Raw genomic sequence first — 18,581 nt, forward strand, 5'->3', positions numbered from 1 at the left:
ACTCAGCATTGGGCTGGAAAAGCCCTGTCGCATTCGAAAGGAAAGTGGCTTAAACGAGCACTTGGGGCGGCACAAAAACGGGACAGGTCCAAAGCTGTCAGGGATTCTCGAATAGAGTGTAAATCTAAAGGACGTCCGCTTTTGGCAAGCTGCAACGCAGCGATGCAAACACTTGACCACCGGCAGCTCAGGGCCGACCTTCTTGCCGCGACTGCAAGCGCATGAAATCGCAGCAATGGCAGCAGCGAGCCCAGAGCGGCAGATGCTGCACCAGCCAGGAATGGCAGCAGTGCGCAAATGTTGACTCTACAACGCTGAACGAACGGCGCACACTGGACTTTGATCACACTCTCACTCACTGAGGTGCAGAATTCTCCAAACCGGTCGATTACCGAATTCGCAGTTGGTAAAAAAGTTTACGTTTTGACTGTCATCTCCGGTACTAGTCACTCGGTCAAAAGAGCCGAAAGCTCATCCGCCCCTTTTTGCAGTATTCCCAGAAACGACATCAGACTGTTGACGTCATGACGTTGTGTCGGCGCGTGAACCGAAAGCGTGCCTACCAATCGGCCTTGCCCATCCTGAACGGGTACAGCTAGGGCAGTCATTCCGGTCATGAATTCCTCGTCATCGGTGGAATAACTATTCTCAGTGATACGTTGGATCTCCGCTCGCAGCGACTTGGGATCAGTCAGTGAGCGCTCCGTCTGAGGTTGTAGATTTCCCGCTGAAAGAAAACCGCCCAGCGTTTTTTGCCGAAGTGTGGACAGGTACATCTTGCCGCTGGCCGTACAATGGAAGGGTACCTGAGTACCAACCGGAAGTTGAATCCGCAGTGGCCACTTCGTTTCCACCCGGTCCAGATAGATCATCCCCTCTCGGTCTGGAATGGCGAGATTGCAGGTTTCACCAACCTGCTCGGCGACGCTGCGCAAGATCGCCAGACGCGCCGTACGCAGGTGCTCGGAAGACATCGTATTGACCGAAAGCAATCGCAGCCGGTGTCCAGGGCCGTATGAACGCCCATCCAGATCGCGCTGCAGGAAGCCCTCGGCTTCTGCGGTTTGCAACAGGCGGTGGATGGTTGGCTTGGCCAGGCCCAGTGACTCGATCAGGTCTGACGGTTTGACGGCGACCCCGCGTCGCGCAACCTCCTCAAGGATGAGAAGAAGGCGCAAGTTGGTCGGTATCTGTGTCTCTTTATCTTGTGTTTCCGTTGCGGCCATTCCTTAACAGTCTAGTTATTTGGCAGCAGGATCAAGGCCAGATCTGGCACAAGTGACACCAAAATCCACACCGACAGCAATGCGACCAGATAAGGTACTGTGTACCGCAGCAGCCGGAAATAGGGCACTCCGGTCACGCCAGAGGCCACATACAGGTTTAAGCCATATGGCGGAGTGATGAACCCGATAGACGCCCCCACGAGGAAGATCACTGAGAAATGGATCGGATCAATTCCAACTGACGCCGCAATCGGGGCAAGGATCGGGGCCAGAATGATCGTCACAGGCAGGCTTTCCAGCACCATGCCCGAGAAGAAGACGATCACCATCGAGGTGAACAGAACCGCATGGTACCCACCCATTGAGGTTACGAAATCCCCAATGGTCTGCTGTGCGCCAAGCAAGGACAGGATCTGCTGCATCACCACCGAAATCGCGATCAGCGGTGCAAGAATTCCGGTGATCTGGGCCGAACGGATCACGATCGATGGGATCTCGGGGATAGTAAACCCTTCGACTACGAACATCTCGGCATAGCTCTTCTCGGTCGGCGAAATATCATTCCGCGCGCCCATGATCCGGTTGATCGGATAGCTGACCAATCCTGCGATCACACAGAATCCAACCGTCACGCCCGCTGCTTCGGTCGGAGAGAATTTGCCCGTATAGATGCCCCAAAGCACCAGTCCAATTGCGAAGAACCCAAGCCATGCACCAAAGGCGGTTTTCAACACTCGGTTCAGCTGTAACGGGATCAGATGCCCCCAACCGTTTATGCGGCAAATGATCCAGCACGCGAATTGCATGCCAAAGACCATCAGTGCCCCCGGAAGGATGCCTGCAACGAACAGTTCGGAAATCGGCAGGTTCATAAGAAATCCGTAGACGATAAAGATAATCGACGGAGGAATGATGATGCCCACCGTACCACCCGCCGCCGCTGTGGCCGCGCTGAAACGTTCGTCATAGCCGCCTTTCACCATCTCGGGATGCAGCATTGAGCCAATGGTTGCTGTCGTCGCCGAGTTGGATCCTGAGATTGCTGCGAACAACCCACAGGCGCCAAGCGAGGCCATCGCCAGCCCGCCGCGTATCCAGCCCAGACAGGCATAGGCGAAATCGCTGAGACGCCGCGCAATACCCGATTTGTTGATCAGGTCTCCGGTCAGGATGAACAGTGGCATCGCCAACAGGGCAAAACCCTTGTTGAACACGTTCAGCAATTCGGCACCCATGTTGTCCAGCGTCAGGCCAAGGACAAATGAACAGCCTATGACCCAATAACCGATGACCAACAGGACCGGCACGCCCAACATGAACAGAAAAGTGACCCCAAGCGAGATCAGTGTGACCATGGTTCCATCTGTCATCAGTCTGCTCCGATCACGGCCTGCTTGATCAGCGGCTCACCTGTTTTCCAGTTGTGCAGATCGTCGGCGAGGTTTTGAAACACCCGACCGACCATCAGAAAGAACGACAGTGGTGCGGCCAGAAGGAACCACCACTGCATGATATTGTCAGTCCCCAGAACGATCTGAAAGTTCGATGCCGAAAGGGCGACTAGCCGGGACGTGGTCACGATGACGATCACTGCGAATATGAACCACAGCAAGGCGTCAAGGATCAGGCAGGCCAATTGACCACTGCGCGGCATGGCAGAGCGGAATTCGCTAAAGCTCAGATGTGTACGTAGGCGGACGTTATACGAGGCCCCGAACCACGCCATCACCATGAACAGCAGCGGCGGAATAGTGGTCGACCAGGGCTCTTGATCGTTGAACACGAACCGGTCGATCACGCCCCAAAAGATGATCAAGGCAATGGCAAGGTAGGAATACACCATTACCGATCGTTCCAGATGCCGTTCAATGAAGGGCACGGCCCGATAGATCAGCATGATCACGAACCCGCCCAGAGCCGAGACAATCGCGCCCAACACCCAGGTCGCGTCGGATTCCAGTGCGGATTGAATCTCGAACGAATCCTGGCTGAGAAAGGCGCTGAAAATTGCGCCTATGTCTGCCCAAAACGACATGTACCCCGTCCTCCCAGTCGGTAATTGGATGAACCGGCCCGCCTGGGGCCGGTTCGTGTAAGTTTATCAGGCTTCGCCCTTCCACCAACGGCGCGGCTCGACATTTTCCGGTAGTGTATCGGCTGGAATCTCACGCGCGATGTCATAGATTTCCTGATAGGTATCGATGCCACCTGCCCATTTGTTCAGGCGTTCACGCCATTGCGCCCAGGGCTCGGGGTTGTAGTTTGGGGCGCACATTTCCTCGGCCAGTTTGATCTGATCATCCGCCAGAAATGCCGGGCGCACGCCGTTTTCGGCAAAGATCGTGTCAGGCAGTTGCGGGTCCGAGAAGCCCACGGTGTTCAACAGCGCCGCCTCATTCGCGCCCTGAATCAGCGCCTGCGTAAAGTACGAAGATTCCATCACAGCATCCTGTAACTCGCCGCTCAGCCCATCAAACACCTTTGCTGACATTGAGGTATGTTCGGTTCCGCAGAAGAATTTCAGGTTCACTGACTGCGAGACCACCGGCGCCATGTTGGCATAGGCAACGGCCGAGGCCCATGTTTCGGCCCCGTCGATCAGACCAGTCTTGAGCGCGTCCAGAGTCTCTTCCCATGCCACCGGCACCGGGTTCAGGTTCAATAACTGCATCGCAATCCGGCCCAACTGCGTGCCGGTCACGCGGTTTTTGGTGCCAAACAGTTCTTCCAGTTTGGTGACGGTCGGTTTGTCTGAAAAGGTCGATCCCATTTGCAGACCGCGCAATTCGCAATGAGTGAACAGGAACTTCAGCCCATGCCGTTTCTCCAGCGGATCACGCAGGATGCGCTGGCTCGCCGGGCTGTAGAAGAAATGATACTGTGCCGCGCGACTGGGGAACATATACGCGTAATCCAGCACGTTCAGATAGGGCGCACCGCCGGCAGAGTTCTGGGTCGATGCCGCATAGATGTCGACGATACCCTGCTGTGTCTTCTCAACACAGCTCAACTGTCCGCAGATCTGATTGTCACCGATGAATTCAATCCGAATCTCGCCATCCGTTCGCTCTTCCAGATCCCGTGCGAACTCGATTGCGCCTGCGCGTTCAATCAGCAGGTTGCGGGTGTTAAACCCCGACGCGCCGAATTTCAGCGTGTGCTTCGGTTCTTTCGAAAAGCGTTTCTCGTAAGTTGATTCGGCAGCCTGTGCCAGATTCGCCAGGCTCATTGCGCCACCGAACCCGCCTGCTGCCAATAAGGTCGAGCTCATGCCGTAACGGCCCGCAACTCGGAAGAAATCCCGACGCGAAATACCACTTAGTTTCCGACCAATCTCCATTGCTTACCTCCCTGATCACAATTATTGAGACGTTTTGTATCAAAAAAGGCTAGTATAATTCGATCAACTTGCATAGAGTTTTTTTCAGCAACTTTCGGAGGAGGCAGTCATGGAGGTGGATTATGCGGTTGTTGGCGCGGGGTCTTCGGGCTGTGTCATTGCCAATCGGCTAAGCGCTGATCCCAATACGACGGTTGCGCTGCTTGAGGCTGGTGGCCGCGATACAAACCCCTGGATTCACATCCCTGTTGGCTATTTCAAAACAATGCACAATCCATCGGTCGACTGGTGTTATCGGACCGAACCCGATCCCGGCCTGAACGGTCGATCCATCGATTGGCCACGCGGTAAGGTGCTGGGTGGGTCATCCTCTTTGAATGGGTTGCTATATGTGCGCGGCCAGAAAGAGGATTACGACCGTTGGCGTCAGATGGGCAACGAAGGTTGGGGCTGGGAGGACGTGTTGCCACTGTTCAAACGCTGCGAGGATCAAGAGCGCGGCGAGGATGAATTCCACGGTGTCGGTGGACCTTTGTCTGTGTCCAACATGCGCATCCAACGTCCCATCTGCGACGCATGGGTCGCTGCAGCGCAGGCCGCAGGTTATCCGTTCAATCCAGACTACAACGGGGCCGAACAAGAGGGCGTCGGGTACTTTCAGTTGACCACCCGCAATGGTCGACGCTGCAGCGCAGCCGTGGCGTATCTAAAACCTATCCGGGGTCGTCAGAACCTCAACATCATTACCAATGCCTTGGTAGCGCGGGTGGTTTTAGAAGGGAAAAAGGCAACCGGACTGGTTTATCGGGATCGTTCGGGAGCTGAACAAACTCTAAAAGTCCGGCGCGAGATCATTCTGTCCGGTGGGGCGATCAATTCCCCCCAAATTCTGATGTTGTCGGGAATCGGAGACCCAGATCATCTAAAGGAAAACGGTATCGAACCGCTGCACGCCCTGCCGGGTGTCGGCAAGGGTTTGCAGGATCACTTACAGGCGCGGCTTGTGTTTAAATGTAACGAGCCGACTTTGAATGACGAAGTCCGCAGCCTGTTCAATCAGGCGCGAATTGCCCTGAAATACGCGCTGTTCCGCGCAGGCCCGATGACCATGGCCGCCAGCCTTGCCACCGGTTTCATGAAAACCCGCCCCGAGGTTGAAACCCCCGACATTCAGTTTCACGTCCAACCCTGGTCCGCTGACAGTCCTGGCGAGGGAGTGCATCCGTTTTCAGCGTTCACGATGTCGGTGTGCCAACTGCGCCCGGAAAGCCGCGGAGAATTGCGGTTGAACGGTCCCGATCCGTCTAAACACGTCAAAATCGTCCCTAACTACCTGTCCACGGAAACGGATTGCAAAACGATCGTCGATGGCGTGAATATCGCACGTGGGATTGCCAAACTGGCCCCTCTGGCTTCAAAAATTTCCGAGGAATTTCGACCGACGGCAGAGCTGAGTTGCGACGATTACGAAGGCACGCTAGATTGGGCCAGATCCAACACCGCATCAATCTATCACCCAACCGGAACTTGCGCGATGGGAAGCAATGGCATGTCCGTTGTCGACGCAAAACTAAATGTGCATGGAATAAAGAACCTAAGGGTAGCTGATTGCTCCATTATGCCGGATATCGTCAGTGGCAACACTAATGCGCCAGCAATTATGATAGGCGAAAAGGCAAGCGACTTGATAAGTGCAGATGCCTGACAGTCCCTCCGTCTTGTCCGCATGCCATGCAAAATGCCCAAAACACTCGCAACCGATGGATCAGTGCGCCATTCGCGCAAGCTCAAGCTGTTTGGTCGGTGGAGTCTGGTCGCAACTTGCGCTTTGCCTAACTCATGACTCATGAGTCATGACTGACAGTGATCTGGGAGCGACCATTGGTCAATGATCTGTGGAGCATCTAGCGCAGGGACTTAACACCACACCAACCTCGCGAAGCATGCATAAGCGGACGCGGACACTTTCCTAAAGTTCAACTCTTAACGTCCGCTTTCCTATTTTTAGGCGTACAAGTACTGCACTTGCTGAGATAGACATACACAGCCCTGGGTCGCGAACTTGAATGTTCCCTAATTGTCTGGGTGCGGACACTGCGTCGGTGAACGCTATTGGCTGCTAAGTCCCGCACAGCAGAAGTTTAGTGACAATTTGTGTATGTCGGGTTTGCGCCTATACCTGACATCTTAGTTGCGTTCGGCAACGCTGGTTGCGGCCTCCCGCAACCAATACTTCAAGTCAGATATCAAACACTTAGCGCCCCAAGGGGCGCTTTCTGCGTTCAGGGCCACTGCACAACTCAAAGCACTCTGGAAGCAACAGGGGAGAAAAAACTGCGCTGCTGGTCCCCAACGGTATTTTGCGTCACCCTGGTACAAGGCTTTCAAGTTCCGGCATCAGAACAACGCTTTCCTGTTCGTTCGGGTCCGTGCGTGCGATAACTGCAACTGCGGGTTCATTCCCATCGTTGAACGGAAGGTGCGGAGTGTTTGATGGTATATAGATCAGGTCTCCTGCTTGCGTTTCCATAACGTGTTCTAGCCTGTCGCCCCAATACATCTTAGCAGACCCGGAAATCACATAAATCGCGGTTTCATGTGTCTCATGTTTATGCGCCCTGGCGCGCCCTCCGGGCGGGACCGTGAGCAGATGCATGCAGATAGCTTGGCTTCCTACCGTCTGTCTGGCGATGCCTTCGAAGTAATCGAACCCCTGTTTCCCGGAATAGGTTTCGCCGGGGTGCAGTTTCGCACAATCCGCCATCTAGGTATTCCTTCCTAAGATTTGAGCGAGAGAATGATACGCCAGCTTCGCCTGGAAACGTAGGGAAATCAGAAGCGGGTTTTGGGCGGAGATTCTAACGAGCCTTATGAACGAACCGCATACCGGGTGATACGGCCTGAGATACATAAGGACGAAGAAACCCACGTTTGCGGACGTTACTCATACCAAACTGTGCACGTAGCCATGACAGGTCCGTACCTCGACCCTCCTCCAAAATCTTCCCTGTTGGGCGGTCACATGGCGTATTGCCATTGAAGACCTTTGGAAAGATTTCATTACCTCGGGTCAGAGAAAGGGTCCGGAGGGGTATTCAATCGCAGATGCCGCATGAATGCCCGTGCGATCCTTGGAACCGGTTTTTGATCAGAGACCACAAAATGGCCCCGGTACCGCATAAGAGATTCAAATCGGACAAATGCCAGGTCGGGAGATCGGTAATGGTAGACGGGAAAGGGATTGATAACAGACAGCCCCAATCCTTCGCGCGCCATGTCGGCAGCGGCGAATGAGGTTGAAACTTCGGCAACGATCCTCGGTTTAGCGCGCACTTGATGAAGCAACCGGTCCAGCTGCCCGCGCCGCCCATGTCGATACGTCAGCGCGATCAGCTCTTGCTCATGCAAGTCTGAAGGCGTCAGAACGGTGCGTTCAGACAGAGGATGTTCGGGTCGCATGACGCAAACGGCTGGTGACTCGCGAAATGGTATAAGTTTGATGCCAGCGCGGCTTTGTTCAATCCCGGTCACGGCAAGATCAAATCGGTTCTCTAGCACGCCAAGCGTGACCATATCCGACGTTGTCACCTCAAGGTTCACGAAAAAACCGGGATTCCCGCGAATGAAACTGGCGATGAGGGAAACGATGTATCGATGAGCATAGCTGGGCGGTGCAACGAGGCGCAGTGTTTCCTGCACAGTTTCGCCCGGACCATCGATCCTGTCCAATGCCTCGAACAAAGGATCCAATCGCATATTCAGCCTTACGGCTTCTTGCGTCGGTCGCAATCTGCCTGCATCCCGTTCGAACAGTGTTCTGCCCAGTCGATCCTCTAAGCTGCTGACCGAGCGACTGACCGCGGACTGAGACAAGCCGAGCTGTCGTGCGGCAGCGGCCGTTGTTCCAGACTGCATGAGCGCACGGAGCGCCTGGTATTCCGGCAGAGAATGCCAGTTGCGAGGTTTCTTCATCGCTGGGCGCCCGCATGATTCCGACTAGCTCTATGAGTAAAACTCATCAAGATTTTTTGCAATCATGATGATTGCGTCTGTTAGCGTGTGTCGAAATGACACTAACCTGGGAAAAACGAGTTTGAGCACCTCCCCTCTTATCTTTGATGGGCACAATGATGTTCTGTCAAAACTGGCCTCGTCAGGCGGTCTGCCCGAAGCGGGCCGCTTCCTGACCGGGCTCGAAGGTGCAATCGACTCTGTTAAATCCAAGGCCGGTGGATTTGGCGGAGGCTTCTTTGCCGTCTGGGTCCCTTCGCCTATCGATGCCGATGCTAAAATGGAAGAAATGGTCCAGCCTAGCTATGACCTGCCGCTTCCCAATCATATAGACGCCGAAGATGCTCTGCCCTCAGCGCTGGGGCAGATTGCCATACTGCTGGAACTGGAACGTTTGGGGGCGTTGAAAGTGGTTCGATCAGTTTCGGATATTCGAAACAGCATGGCGCTAGGCCAGATTGCGGCCATTTTTCACATCGAGGGCGCCGAGCCGATTGATGCCGATCTGCATTCGCTTGACGTGTTTCATGCGGCGGGGTTGCGATCGCTTGGGCCCGTGTGGAGCCGACCCAACATTTTTGGCCATGGTGTGCCGTTTAGATATCCATCGGGGCCGGACACTGGCCTTGGATTGACGGATCATGGACTGCGGCTTGTGCAGCGATGCAATGCGCTGGGTATCATGTTGGATTTGTCCCACCTCAATGAAAAAGGTTTCTGGGATGTAGCGCGGTATTCGGATGCGCCTTTGGTCGCAACGCATTCGAATGCCCACGCCATCTGTCCGCACGCGCGAAATCTGACCGATGATCAGCTTCGCACCATCGCGGAAAGCGACGGGATGGTCGGGTTGAACTTTGCCACTGCGTTTCTGCGTGAGGATGGTCGGATGCTGTCCGATGTGCCGTTGATGCAGGTTTTGAAGCACCTTGACCACCTGATCGGGATAATGGGTGAAGACCGGGTCGGGCTTGGGTCCGATTATGACGGGGCGGTCGTGCCGGACGACGTGAAGGACATCTCGATGCTGCCTCGATTGAGAGATGCCATGGTGACCCATGGATACGGCGAAGAGCTCATCAAGAAGCTCTGCCACGAAAACTGGTTGCGTGTTCTTGAGAAGACCTGGGGCTCGTAACCGTTAGTGAAGACTTGATGACAGAGAGGACAAAATGAACGCATTTAACAGATTGCTTACCGGTGCGGCGCTAGGATTGGCGCTGGCCGTGACCTCGACTTCGGCAATGGCCGAAACGCCGCCGAACATGCTGGTTATCGCGCATCGAATCGACGACATCACGACGTTGGACCCGGCCGAAAGCTTTGAGTTTGCGGGTTCGGATGTGAGCCGGAATGTCTATCAGAAGCTGGTGAACTTCGACCCGCTCAATCTGGATGCTGGCTATCAGCCCGACATCGCTGAAAGTTGGGATGTGTCTGAAGACGGCAAATCGATTACCTTCAATATCAGGGAAGGGTTGACCTTTCACTCCGGAAATCCGGTGACGGCAGAAGATGTTGAATTTTCACTGCGTCGAGCGATCATTCTAAACAAGACCCCGGCCTTTATCCTGACCCAGTTTGGGTTCACGCCGGAAAATGTCGAACAAACGATTGTCGCGGACGGCAACACTCTGACGATCACGACGGACAAACCCTATGCGACATCCTTCGTTCTGAACTGCCTGACCGCTACCATCGGCGGCATTGTCGATAAGAAGACGGTGATGGAACACGACAAGGATGGCGACTTGGGCAATGAATGGCTCAAGACCAATACTGCTGGATCTGGGGCTTATAGCCTGGTCAGCTGGAAACCCAATGAAAGCGTAACACTGAAGTCGAACCCCGATTTCTATTTGGGTGCTCCGGCCATGGAGCGTGTGGTTGTCCGTCACGTTCAGGAAAGCGCCAGCCAGCGCCTGTTGCTGGAACGTGGTGATATCGATGTCGCGCGCAACCTGAACCCAGAAGATGTTGCCGGTGCTTCATCTGTTGCCGGCGTAAAGATTGCAGACGAGCTTAAGGGCCGCCTGATGTATGTTTCGCTGAGCCAGAAACATCCCGAGCTGAGCAAGCCTCAGGTTCGGCAGGCGTTCAAATATCTGGTTGACTATGAAGGGATGCGCGACAGCTTCCTGAAAGGGCAATACACGATCCACCAGAATTTCCTGCCCCAAACCTATCTCGGTGCCTCTGACGAGACGCCGTTTAGCTTTGATGTGGAAAAGGCCAAGGCCCTGCTGGATGAAGCAGGTGTAAGCGGGCTTGAGATCGAAGTTGGTGTGCGTGAAGCGCAGGAACGGATCGAAATCGCCCAGTCGCTACAGAATGCGCTGAGTCAGGTTGGCATCACGATGAACATCACCGTGGGGACCGCCAAACAAATTTTGGCGCGGTATCGTGCGCGGGAACTGGATGTTTACCTTGGCGCATGGGGGCCGGACTATCCCGACCCGCAGACGAACGCAGGTACCTTTGCCTATAACCCGGATAATTCGGACGAAGCCAATGCCACAGGATTGCTGGCGTGGCGGAATTCTTGGGATACCGGCGGGCTGACCGAGAAAACGGATGCGGCTGTTGTCGAAAACGACACCGCGAAACGGGCTGTCATGTACAAGGAAATCCAGGCCGAGTTCCGCGAGACTTCGCCGTTTGTCATCATGTTCCAGCAGATTGAGCAATCGGCCCTGCGTGAAAACGTGACGAATTTCTCAACCGGTCAGGCGATTACATCGGCGTCGTATTGGCAGGTGACCAAGTAAATGGCACTGGCCGAAAGACCAACTGAGGGGCGCCGCTCGGCGCCTCTTATCCATTGGATCAAGAGTATCCTGAAAACTCTTGGCACCATCGCAATTACAATGCTGGGTCTGCTTTTCGTGACCTTCATCATCGGTCGCGTGATGCCGATCGACCCGGTGCTGGCAATCGTCGGTGAACGCGCATCGCAATCGACTTATGATGCGGTCTATCAACAGCTTGGTCTTGATAAGCCGCTGTTGGTTCAATTTGGATATTACCTTTGGGATGTTCTGCACGGTGATTTTGGCGATTCACTTCTGAATGCCCGCCCGGTTTCTCAGGATATTGCCCGCGTCTTCCCTGCCACGCTGGAATTGGCGACTTTGGGCGTTCTGATTGGAATATTTCTGGGTGTTCCGCTTGGTGTGATCGCCGCAGTCAAGCGCGGATCATGGATCGATCAGATCGCCCGTGTGGTCGCGCTTGTCGGGTATTCAATGCCAATTTTCTGGCTGGGGCTCATGGGGCTTCTGGTCTTCTACGGGATACTCGGCTGGGTCGGTGGCCCGGGCCGCCTGGATATCTTCTACGAGGACATAGTGCCCTCACGCACTGGGCTGATTTTGGTAGACAGTGCCTTGGCCCAGGATTGGGATGTCTTCCGCAATGCGTTGTCCCATATCATCCTGCCCGCGGCATTGCTGGGGTACTACTCGCTTGCCTACATCAGCCGGATGACCCGATCCTTCATGCTGGAACAGTTGTCAGCCGAGTATGTCATCACCGCCCGCGTCAAAGGGCTGTCTGAAAGACAAGTTATCTGGCGCCACGCCTTCAAGAATATCCGGGTGCAGCTGATCACAGTGATCGCACTCAGCTATGCCAACTTGTTGGAAGGATCAGTTCTGACCGAGATCATCTTTAGCTGGCCGGGGATCGGCAGCTATATCACGACGGCTTTGCTGAGCGCCGATATGAATGCCGTTCTTGGAGGAACCGTTGTGGTCGGGCTGATCTTTATCTGCCTGAACATATTCTCGGACCTTCTTTACCGTTTCTTTGATCCGAGGTCGAAATGAGCGACATGACCTTGCGCCAGTGGCTGCTGACCGACGAGCCGACTTCGCGCCGCCATGCCAGATTGGCCAGCTTCTACAAAGGCTGGCTGACTTTGCGATCAAACTCGATGGCGATGGTCGGGTTGGCGATCCTTGTCATCCTTGTTCTGACAGCGCTCTTTGCGCCTTTTCTTGCGCCGCACGATCCCTTTGTTCAGAGCCTGTCCAGCCGACTTCTTCCCATCGGGGCTGAAGGCCACTTATTGGGAACCGACAGCCTGGGGCGGGATATTCTGTCACGCCTGATCTATGGGGCACGAATTACACTGTACATCGTGGCGCTTGTGGCGCTCATCGCACCGATTGCGGGGCTTCTGGTCGGGACTGTTGCGGGATATGTGGGGGGATGGACGGATGTGATCCTTATGCGCATCACGGATATTTTCCTCGCTTTTCCACGACTTGTTCTGGCGCTGGCATTTGTCGCAGCGCTTGGGGCAGGGATTGAAAACGCGGTTCTGGCAATCTCACTCACGGCGTGGCCGCCCTATGCACGTATGGCGCGTGCAGAAACCCTGACCATCCGGTCAACCGACTATATCAACGCGATACGCCTTCAGGGTGCCGGGCCGCTGCGCATCATCACCCGGCATATCTGGCCGCTTTGCATTTCATCTTTGATCGTGCGTGTCACGCTGGATATGGCCGGGATCATTTTGGCTGCCGCCGGCCTTGGTTTTCTGGGGTTGGGGGCACAACCTCCAAGCCCGGAATGGGGTGCCATGATATCCGAGGGTCGAAGGTTCATCCTTGACCACTGGTGGGTGGCCACGGTGCCGGGGCTCGCAATTTTCACGGTTTCGCTGGCCTTCAACCTGTTGGGTGACGGGCTGCGGGACGCGCTTGATCCAAAGGACGGTGGGCAATGAACTTACTCGACATCGAAGATCTGTGGGTTCGTTTCCCAACCCGTCAGGGCGTGTTTGACGCCGTGCGGGGCGTGTCGTTTTCGCTGGGGCGCGAGCGTCTGGGGATCGTCGGCGAAAGCGGCTCGGGCAAGTCGATGACGGGACGGGCCATTCTGCGCCTGATCCGAAATCCGGGTATCGTGGAGGCCAAACACATCAATTTGGAAGGCCGAGACCTGATGAAGCTCAGCGAGCGCGAGATGCGTGAGGTGCGAGGCAAGCAGATCTCCATGGTGATGCAGGACCCCAAGTTTTCTCTGAACCCGGTGGTCACCGTTGGCGAGCAACTCATGGAAGCATACCTTCAACACAATTCCGGCTCTAAGGCCCATGCGAAAAAGATGGCTATTGAGATGTTGGACAATGTCTCAATCCGTGATCCTGAGCGGGTGATGCGGGCATACCCGCATGAGGTGTCCGGAGGCATGGGGCAGCGGATTATGATTGCGATGATGTTGATTCCCAACCCCAAGATACTGATTGCCGACGAACCAACGTCGGCACTTGATGTCAGCGTTCAGCGGCAGGTGCTGAATATCATGGACGGATTGGTCAAGGAACGGGGGATGGGCCTGATATTCATCAGCCACGACCTGAATCTGGTGTCTGAATTCTGCGACCGTGTTCTCATCATGTATTCGGGTCGCATCGTCGAGGTTTGCGAGGCTGACAAGCTGCATCAGGCCCAACATCCCTATACCCAGGGCTTGCTGAACTCGCTGCCGCGCCTTGACGAAAAATGCACTCACCTGAGTGTTCTCACACGCGATCCGTCGTGGTCCGAAGCCCCGAGCGTGAGGGGCTGAAATGAAGGCACTTGAAATCAACAATCTGAATGTCTGGTTTGGTCATGCACACGACCGGGTCGATGCGGTGAAGGACGCAAACCTTGAAGTCGCGCAGGGCGAGAGTTTTGGCCTTGTGGGCGAAAGCGGGTCCGGCAAGTCGACAATTCTGAGGGCAATAACCGGACTTGCACCGCAATGGTCGGGCACAATCCGAGTGGAAGGCCAGGCGATATCCGGGTCCCGGCGGGATCGGTCATTCTTTCGAACCGTCCAGATGGTGTTTCAAGACCCCTACGCGTCTTTGCATCCGCGGCACACTGTTGATCAGGTCCTCAGTGAAACTATTCATCTGCATGGGTTTGGGGATATCGATAAACGCGTGAGCGATTTGCTCAATGACGTCGGACTTGGGCAAAAATTCCGGTTCCGGTATCCACACCAGCTTTCCGGTGGCCAACGACAACGCGTGGCAATCGCAAGGGCCTTGGCAGGTGAGCCGGATATCTTGCTTTTGGACGAACCCACGTCAGCTTTGGATGTCAGCGTTCAGGCCGAGGTGCTCAACCTGTTGACTGACCTGCGCAAACAGCGCGGACTGACCTATCTGATGGTGTCTCATGATCTTCCGGTTATCGCACATATGTGCGAGCAATTGGCAGTTATGAGAAATGGTGAAATTGTTGAGGTCATGTCCTCGGAAACTTTGCGTTTGGGGAACCCAAGCCACGAGTATTCCAAGCAATTGTTGACCGCGTCTGTTGCTCCGAACCAATAACGAATGTTCATTCAATCTGGGGTTTGTCCTTCACACGATTAATTCGGGGGTCAGACAATAGGATCCTTTGGCATTTCTGGTGTGGATTCATCCCTATTTCGATAGGGAACGCGACAACACTACAGCGATCGAGATATTGGAAACGTTTACAAATTGTGTAACCGTGAAGCATGCAGGAAATGCAATATAAATTTTAGCAACGAGGTCACTGATGAAAAGCAAGGTGCAAAACTTGGCGATTGCGGTTGCGTTACTGATCGCGCCACCTGTTTCAGCCCAGCAATCTGATTGGTCTTTTTCGGGCACAGCTTATCTGTTCATGGCCGAAACGGACATTTCTCTTGCAACACCAAGTGGAACAATCGACGGCACGTTGAGTTTTTCAGACGCTCTCGAAAACCTGGATTTTGCGTTTATGGGCAGTATTTCCGCGTCTAACGGGCGCTGGTTGTTGCTTGCGGATTACAACTACACCGATTTGGCGTTTAGTAACTCAACTCCCGGCCCGGCGTTTTCGAGTTTGGATACCTCTGCCACCACGCAGTTTCTCAGCGGCTATGTCGGTTACCATGTTTATGAGACACCCGCGATCAGCGTGGCCTTAGCAGGCGGGTTCAGGTGGTTCAGCACGGAAACCACGTTCCGATTGCAACCTGGGGTCGCTGCTGGGCGAAGTGTGACGACCGACGACAACTGGACTGATCCGGTCGTCGCTGCCCGTGCAAGAGTTCGGATTTCTGACAAATGGTCAGGGACCGGGTTCGTGGATTATGGCGGGTTTCGGAGCGGTAGCGAAACCTGGCAAGTTTTGCTGACTGCAGATTATGAAATCAATGACAGATGGCTGATCCGCGGCGGCTACCGGTATATTTCCTTCGATCATGAGATCAACGGCAATGATTTCAGGTTTGACCAGTCCGGCCCGCTGCTGGGCGCAACGTACAGGTTCTGAAGACAACGTCAGGCGCTTCCCTGATACTAACCTATGTTGCAACAGCGGCTGAACGCGGTTGTTTCTAAGGGCTGTCGTCGCTCGATAGTCCAGAAACGCACTGTCTGATTTCAAATAAGCTTTTGCTTTTTATGATTATTTTTTACTTTGGTAAATGGCGGAGACGAAGGGATTCGAACCCTCGAGACCCTTCCGGGCCTACTCCCTTAGCAGGGGAGCGCCTTCGACCACTCGGCCACGTCTCCGCCGACGGGTATATCCGTGCAAGCAACGGAAATACAAGGTCAATTCCGCAAAGTTTGGTTTTTTTTACAGATCTGTCCGAACTCTTTGAAATAGAACGGAATCGCACCGGTTTGCATCCACCATTGGCAAGACTTGGTTCACTTTCTTCAGACCCAATGCAGTTCGTAATATCCTTAGAATCGCGGGCCTTGCCTGTGGCATCTGGCCTGATGTGCGAGAATTTGAACGTGGCAAGTCTACAGCGGAGTTCAAGTGCTCGGTTGGCTTTGCAACGTGGAGCCGGCTCACGAGTTTTTGCGTGATTGCGTTCCGTGCGCCAGTGCGAATCCAGCAACTTATTGAAAAAGCAAAGAAAACACATTCTCTTTTTGGAAGTCACGATCCGGTAACGCCGTGATGCGATTCGTTCCTTCGTCGATGAGGAGAACATCATGTCGCAACATACCGTTCCGTCTGAACCATGGCAGAACCCTGATGAAGCCAATCAAAAGGTAAGCCGGGGTCGGCGCCGTTTGAGTGTGTTGGCGCGTTCCACTCAGGAGGTTTTCAAGGATCACAACGGTGAATCGGACCTTTTTGAAGGGACATGGCCCACGAATTTCTCGAAGGGTTTGCGTCATGACGTGAACGGGATTGTCGACGCGCAGGTCTATACCGAGTTTCTGGATGAAGTGGCTGATCCGACCTGCACCGACAATCATGGCAATCGGTTGGCGTTGTTCGACACGCCAGCCTATTCCGGGCCCTTCCGCACCGCGCCATCAGAGGGTGGTGAATTTAGGTGGCGTGCGTGGGAAGGGCCAATCCTGGGCCATCGGCTTGGTCTCAACGGATGTGACGCGGGGGGGGTGGGAATTGCACCCGCGCCCCGGCTTGGATCGGATGAGTTGGCGGCGGAGATGGCCGAGATTTACGCGATGGCCTATCTGCGGGATGTGCCGTTCGAATCCATCAGGGATGGTGCCGGTGATGCGGCCAACGTGGCGGGTGCCCTTTGTCAGATGGAATGGTTCCGTCGCGATGGCAGCCCTCGGGACGCTGATGGCGCAGAGATTGGAAAGGTTTCGGCGGCGCGGCGGGTTCGGGACGGTGGCGGCCTGACCCCTCAAACCCTGTTTCGCGGTTGCTCACAGGGCTGTGCACAGGGACCGTATCTGTCGCAGTTCCTGGTACAAGGCCACGATCCACTGACAGCAGATCAAGCGCGCCGACAAAAGCAAAAGCTGACGCAGGCAATGGCCGTCGGGGCTGTTCCCTTCGGCGCTTTGAGGATCGACCAGAAAATCCAGCCGCAGGCGGCGGGCGTGGACTATCTGCGGGATTGGGCTGAGTGGCTGGACGTTCAGAACGGGGCGGACACGACGGCTGAACAAGCCTTTGAGAGCGAGGGAACGAAATTCATTGAAACACCGCGCGACCTTGCCTCTTACGTGCATTTTGACAGAATCTATCAGGCTTTTTTCAATGCCTGCCTGCTGATGCTGGGACAGGGCACGCCGACAGATGAAGGTTTGCCCGAGGATGGATATGCCGGTGTGCGTGATCCAGGCTCTGCCTGCGGCGGCGCGCACGTACTGTCCCTGTTGACGGAAGCCGGGGCACGGGCCCTGAGGGCCGCGAAACGCCAGACGTTTCAGGTGCACAATCGTGCCCGGCCTGAAAAGCTGGGCAGTGTTACGAGTTTGATGGCGAACGGTCACGGCGCAACCCTTGGCGCGGCCGAGCCTTTTGCCGCGACCCATCTGGGAAAACTCGAAGCGGCGACAAGCGAAGGTTTCAGCCTTATGGATGCAATCGCCGCCTCGCCTTCGGTGAAGCGGTTTGCGCATAACGCCATTTCCCATAAGGGCTTGCCGCGAAATGACCGTAACTTGCTGCTGCCGGTTGCTTACCCCGAAGGGTCGCCAATGCACCCGTCTTATGGGGCGGCTCATGGTGCCGTTGCCGGGGCATGCGTCACAGTGCTCAAAGCTTTCTTCAGAACGCACGCTTTGGATGGATCACGGGTGTCTTTGGCTGCAGCTGGTCTGCCTCGGGTCCTTGTGCCAGCTGCGGGGGGTAAGACCCTGATCGACTCGACCCGACCAGAAGACAGTGCAGACTGCCTGACGCTGAATGGCGAGCTGAACAAGTTGGCTGCGAATATTGCACTTGGGCGCAATTTGGCGGGCGTTCATTTCTATAGCGATTATTTCGACAGTATCCGGATGGGTGAGCGTATCGCGGTCGGAACACTGGCAGAGCATATGGCAAAATCACCGGCGTTATCGAAAGTGTCGCTTGAGACTTTTGACGGCGATCATCTCAGCATCTCGGGAAAACGGTCTTCTGGCAGTGAAATCCACGTAGCCAATAGTTCGCCTGAGTTGTGGTGGACCCGCCACCTGCCAGAGCAGGCAGGTTGGGGCGGATGAGGTTTCAGGTTTTTTCGGAGGGAGATTTTTCATGATGCTTCCGTGTCCGTCAACG

At 55.0% G+C, this 18,581-nt stretch carries 15 protein-coding genes and 1 tRNA gene; 9 read left to right on the forward strand and 7 right to left on the reverse strand.

Features of this window, described 5'->3' with window-relative positions; genetic code table 11:
* Window positions 1-446 precede the first annotated feature (446 nt).
* The 4 genes from ACR0EK_RS06565 to ACR0EK_RS06580 form a co-directional block, all read right to left on the reverse strand.
* Window positions 447-1,226: an IclR family transcriptional regulator gene (locus ACR0EK_RS06565; RefSeq protein ID WP_480487430.1), complete on the reverse strand. Its 780-nt coding sequence runs from the start codon at window positions 1,224-1,226 to the stop codon at window positions 447-449.
* 11 nt (window positions 1,227-1,237) lie between these two features.
* Window positions 1,238-2,596 (reverse strand): TRAP transporter large permease, encoded by a 1,359-nt coding sequence (locus tag ACR0EK_RS06570; RefSeq protein ID WP_480547640.1) that lies wholly within the window; start codon window positions 2,594-2,596, stop codon window positions 1,238-1,240.
* The gene (locus ACR0EK_RS06575) at window positions 2,596-3,261 is read right to left on the reverse strand and encodes a TRAP transporter small permease (RefSeq protein WP_480487433.1); all 666 of its coding nucleotides are present in this window, start codon (window positions 3,259-3,261) and stop codon (window positions 2,596-2,598) included. Before ACR0EK_RS06575 ends, ACR0EK_RS06570 begins: the two co-directional genes overlap by 1 nt.
* Window positions 3,262-3,327: 66 nt before the next feature.
* Window positions 3,328-4,566, reverse strand: a complete 1,239-nt coding sequence (locus ACR0EK_RS06580; protein WP_480967682.1) for a TRAP transporter substrate-binding protein — start codon at window positions 4,564-4,566, stop codon at window positions 3,328-3,330.
* Between the two features lie 109 nt (window positions 4,567-4,675).
* Between ACR0EK_RS06580 and ACR0EK_RS06585 the strand changes: the two genes are divergently transcribed.
* Window positions 4,676-6,271 (forward strand): GMC family oxidoreductase, encoded by a 1,596-nt coding sequence (locus ACR0EK_RS06585; protein WP_480483846.1) that lies wholly within the window; start codon window positions 4,676-4,678, stop codon window positions 6,269-6,271.
* A gap of 660 nt (window positions 6,272-6,931) precedes the next feature.
* On the opposite strand, the gene ACR0EK_RS06590 is transcribed toward ACR0EK_RS06585, so the two are convergent.
* Window positions 6,932-7,330, reverse strand: a complete 399-nt coding sequence (locus ACR0EK_RS06590; RefSeq protein ID WP_480506609.1) for a cupin domain-containing protein — start codon at window positions 7,328-7,330, stop codon at window positions 6,932-6,934.
* Between the two features lie 296 nt (window positions 7,331-7,626).
* Window positions 7,627-8,538, reverse strand: a complete 912-nt coding sequence (locus ACR0EK_RS06595) for a LysR family transcriptional regulator (protein ID WP_480545829.1) — start codon at window positions 8,536-8,538, stop codon at window positions 7,627-7,629.
* A 121-nt stretch (window positions 8,539-8,659) separates the two neighbouring features.
* Here ACR0EK_RS06595 and ACR0EK_RS06600 point away from each other — a divergent pair, with 121 nt between their 5' ends.
* The 7 genes from ACR0EK_RS06600 (at window position 8,660) to ACR0EK_RS06630 (ending at window position 15,866) form a co-directional block, all read left to right on the forward strand.
* Window positions 8,660-9,715 carry a dipeptidase gene (locus tag ACR0EK_RS06600; RefSeq protein WP_480486513.1) on the forward strand — a complete coding sequence of 352 codons (1,056 nt, stop codon included), beginning with the start codon at window positions 8,660-8,662 and terminating at the stop codon, window positions 9,713-9,715.
* A 34-nt stretch (window positions 9,716-9,749) separates the two neighbouring features.
* Entirely contained in the window at window positions 9,750-11,345 is a 1,596-nt protein-coding gene (locus ACR0EK_RS06605) for an ABC transporter substrate-binding protein (protein ID WP_480899153.1), read from the forward strand.
* Window positions 11,346-12,404: an ABC transporter permease gene (locus ACR0EK_RS06610; protein ID WP_480506613.1), complete on the forward strand. Its 1,059-nt coding sequence runs from the start codon at window positions 11,346-11,348 to the stop codon at window positions 12,402-12,404.
* Window positions 12,401-13,312 carry an ABC transporter permease gene (locus ACR0EK_RS06615; RefSeq protein WP_480899155.1) on the forward strand — a complete coding sequence of 304 codons (912 nt, stop codon included), beginning with the start codon at window positions 12,401-12,403 and terminating at the stop codon, window positions 13,310-13,312. The genes ACR0EK_RS06610 and ACR0EK_RS06615 overlap by 4 nt, the downstream gene beginning before the upstream one ends.
* Window positions 13,309-14,157, forward strand: a complete 849-nt coding sequence (locus tag ACR0EK_RS06620) for an ABC transporter ATP-binding protein (RefSeq protein WP_209506685.1) — start codon at window positions 13,309-13,311, stop codon at window positions 14,155-14,157. The genes ACR0EK_RS06615 and ACR0EK_RS06620 overlap by 4 nt, the downstream gene beginning before the upstream one ends.
* 1 nt (window position 14,158) lies before the next feature.
* Window positions 14,159-14,914 (forward strand): ABC transporter ATP-binding protein, encoded by a 756-nt coding sequence (locus ACR0EK_RS06625; RefSeq protein ID WP_480486520.1) that lies wholly within the window; start codon window positions 14,159-14,161, stop codon window positions 14,912-14,914.
* Between the two features lie 211 nt (window positions 14,915-15,125).
* On the forward strand, window positions 15,126-15,866 hold the full coding sequence (locus ACR0EK_RS06630; RefSeq protein WP_480539066.1) for an outer membrane protein: 741 nt from the start codon (window positions 15,126-15,128) through the stop codon (window positions 15,864-15,866).
* A 155-nt stretch (window positions 15,867-16,021) separates the two neighbouring features.
* On the opposite strand, the gene ACR0EK_RS06635 is transcribed toward ACR0EK_RS06630, so the two are convergent.
* Window positions 16,022-16,111 (reverse strand) — tRNA-Ser (locus tag ACR0EK_RS06635).
* Window positions 16,112-16,543: 432 nt separating this feature from the next.
* Here ACR0EK_RS06635 and ACR0EK_RS06640 point away from each other — a divergent pair.
* Window positions 16,544-18,526 carry a phosphatase PAP2 family protein gene (locus ACR0EK_RS06640; protein WP_480899157.1) on the forward strand — a complete coding sequence of 661 codons (1,983 nt, stop codon included), beginning with the start codon at window positions 16,544-16,546 and terminating at the stop codon, window positions 18,524-18,526.
* Window positions 18,527-18,581 lie beyond the last annotated feature (55 nt).

This window comes from Ruegeria sp. AE4, from assembly GCF_056542185.1.

Excerpts from the sequence above, each read along its gene's own strand:
- ACR0EK_RS06640 (WP_480899157.1), top strand. The coding sequence starts at position 16,544 with ATGTCGCAACATACCGTTCCGTCTGAACCATGGCAGAACCCTGATGAA.
- ACR0EK_RS06620 (WP_209506685.1), top strand. The coding sequence starts at position 13,309 with ATGAACTTACTCGACATCGAAGATCTGTGGGTTCGTTTCCCAACCCGT.
- ACR0EK_RS06595 (WP_480545829.1), bottom strand. The coding sequence starts at position 8,538 with ATGAAGAAACCTCGCAACTGGCATTCTCTGCCGGAATACCAGGCGCTC.
- ACR0EK_RS06590 (WP_480506609.1), bottom strand. The coding sequence starts at position 7,330 with ATGGCGGATTGTGCGAAACTGCACCCCGGCGAAACCTATTCCGGGAAA.
- ACR0EK_RS06610 (WP_480506613.1), top strand. The coding sequence starts at position 11,346 with ATGGCACTGGCCGAAAGACCAACTGAGGGGCGCCGCTCGGCGCCTCTT.
- ACR0EK_RS06570 (WP_480547640.1), bottom strand. The coding sequence starts at position 2,596 with ATGACAGATGGAACCATGGTCACACTGATCTCGCTTGGGGTCACTTTT.
- ACR0EK_RS06580 (WP_480967682.1), bottom strand. The coding sequence starts at position 4,566 with ATGGAGATTGGTCGGAAACTAAGTGGTATTTCGCGTCGGGATTTCTTC.
- ACR0EK_RS06625 (WP_480486520.1), top strand. The coding sequence starts at position 14,159 with ATGAAGGCACTTGAAATCAACAATCTGAATGTCTGGTTTGGTCATGCA.
- ACR0EK_RS06615 (WP_480899155.1), top strand. The coding sequence starts at position 12,401 with ATGAGCGACATGACCTTGCGCCAGTGGCTGCTGACCGACGAGCCGACT.
- ACR0EK_RS06605 (WP_480899153.1), top strand. The coding sequence starts at position 9,750 with ATGAACGCATTTAACAGATTGCTTACCGGTGCGGCGCTAGGATTGGCG.
- ACR0EK_RS06585 (WP_480483846.1), top strand. The coding sequence starts at position 4,676 with ATGGAGGTGGATTATGCGGTTGTTGGCGCGGGGTCTTCGGGCTGTGTC.
- ACR0EK_RS06575 (WP_480487433.1), bottom strand. The coding sequence starts at position 3,261 with ATGTCGTTTTGGGCAGACATAGGCGCAATTTTCAGCGCCTTTCTCAGC.
- ACR0EK_RS06565 (WP_480487430.1), bottom strand. The coding sequence starts at position 1,226 with ATGGCCGCAACGGAAACACAAGATAAAGAGACACAGATACCGACCAAC.
- ACR0EK_RS06630 (WP_480539066.1), top strand. The coding sequence starts at position 15,126 with ATGAAAAGCAAGGTGCAAAACTTGGCGATTGCGGTTGCGTTACTGATC.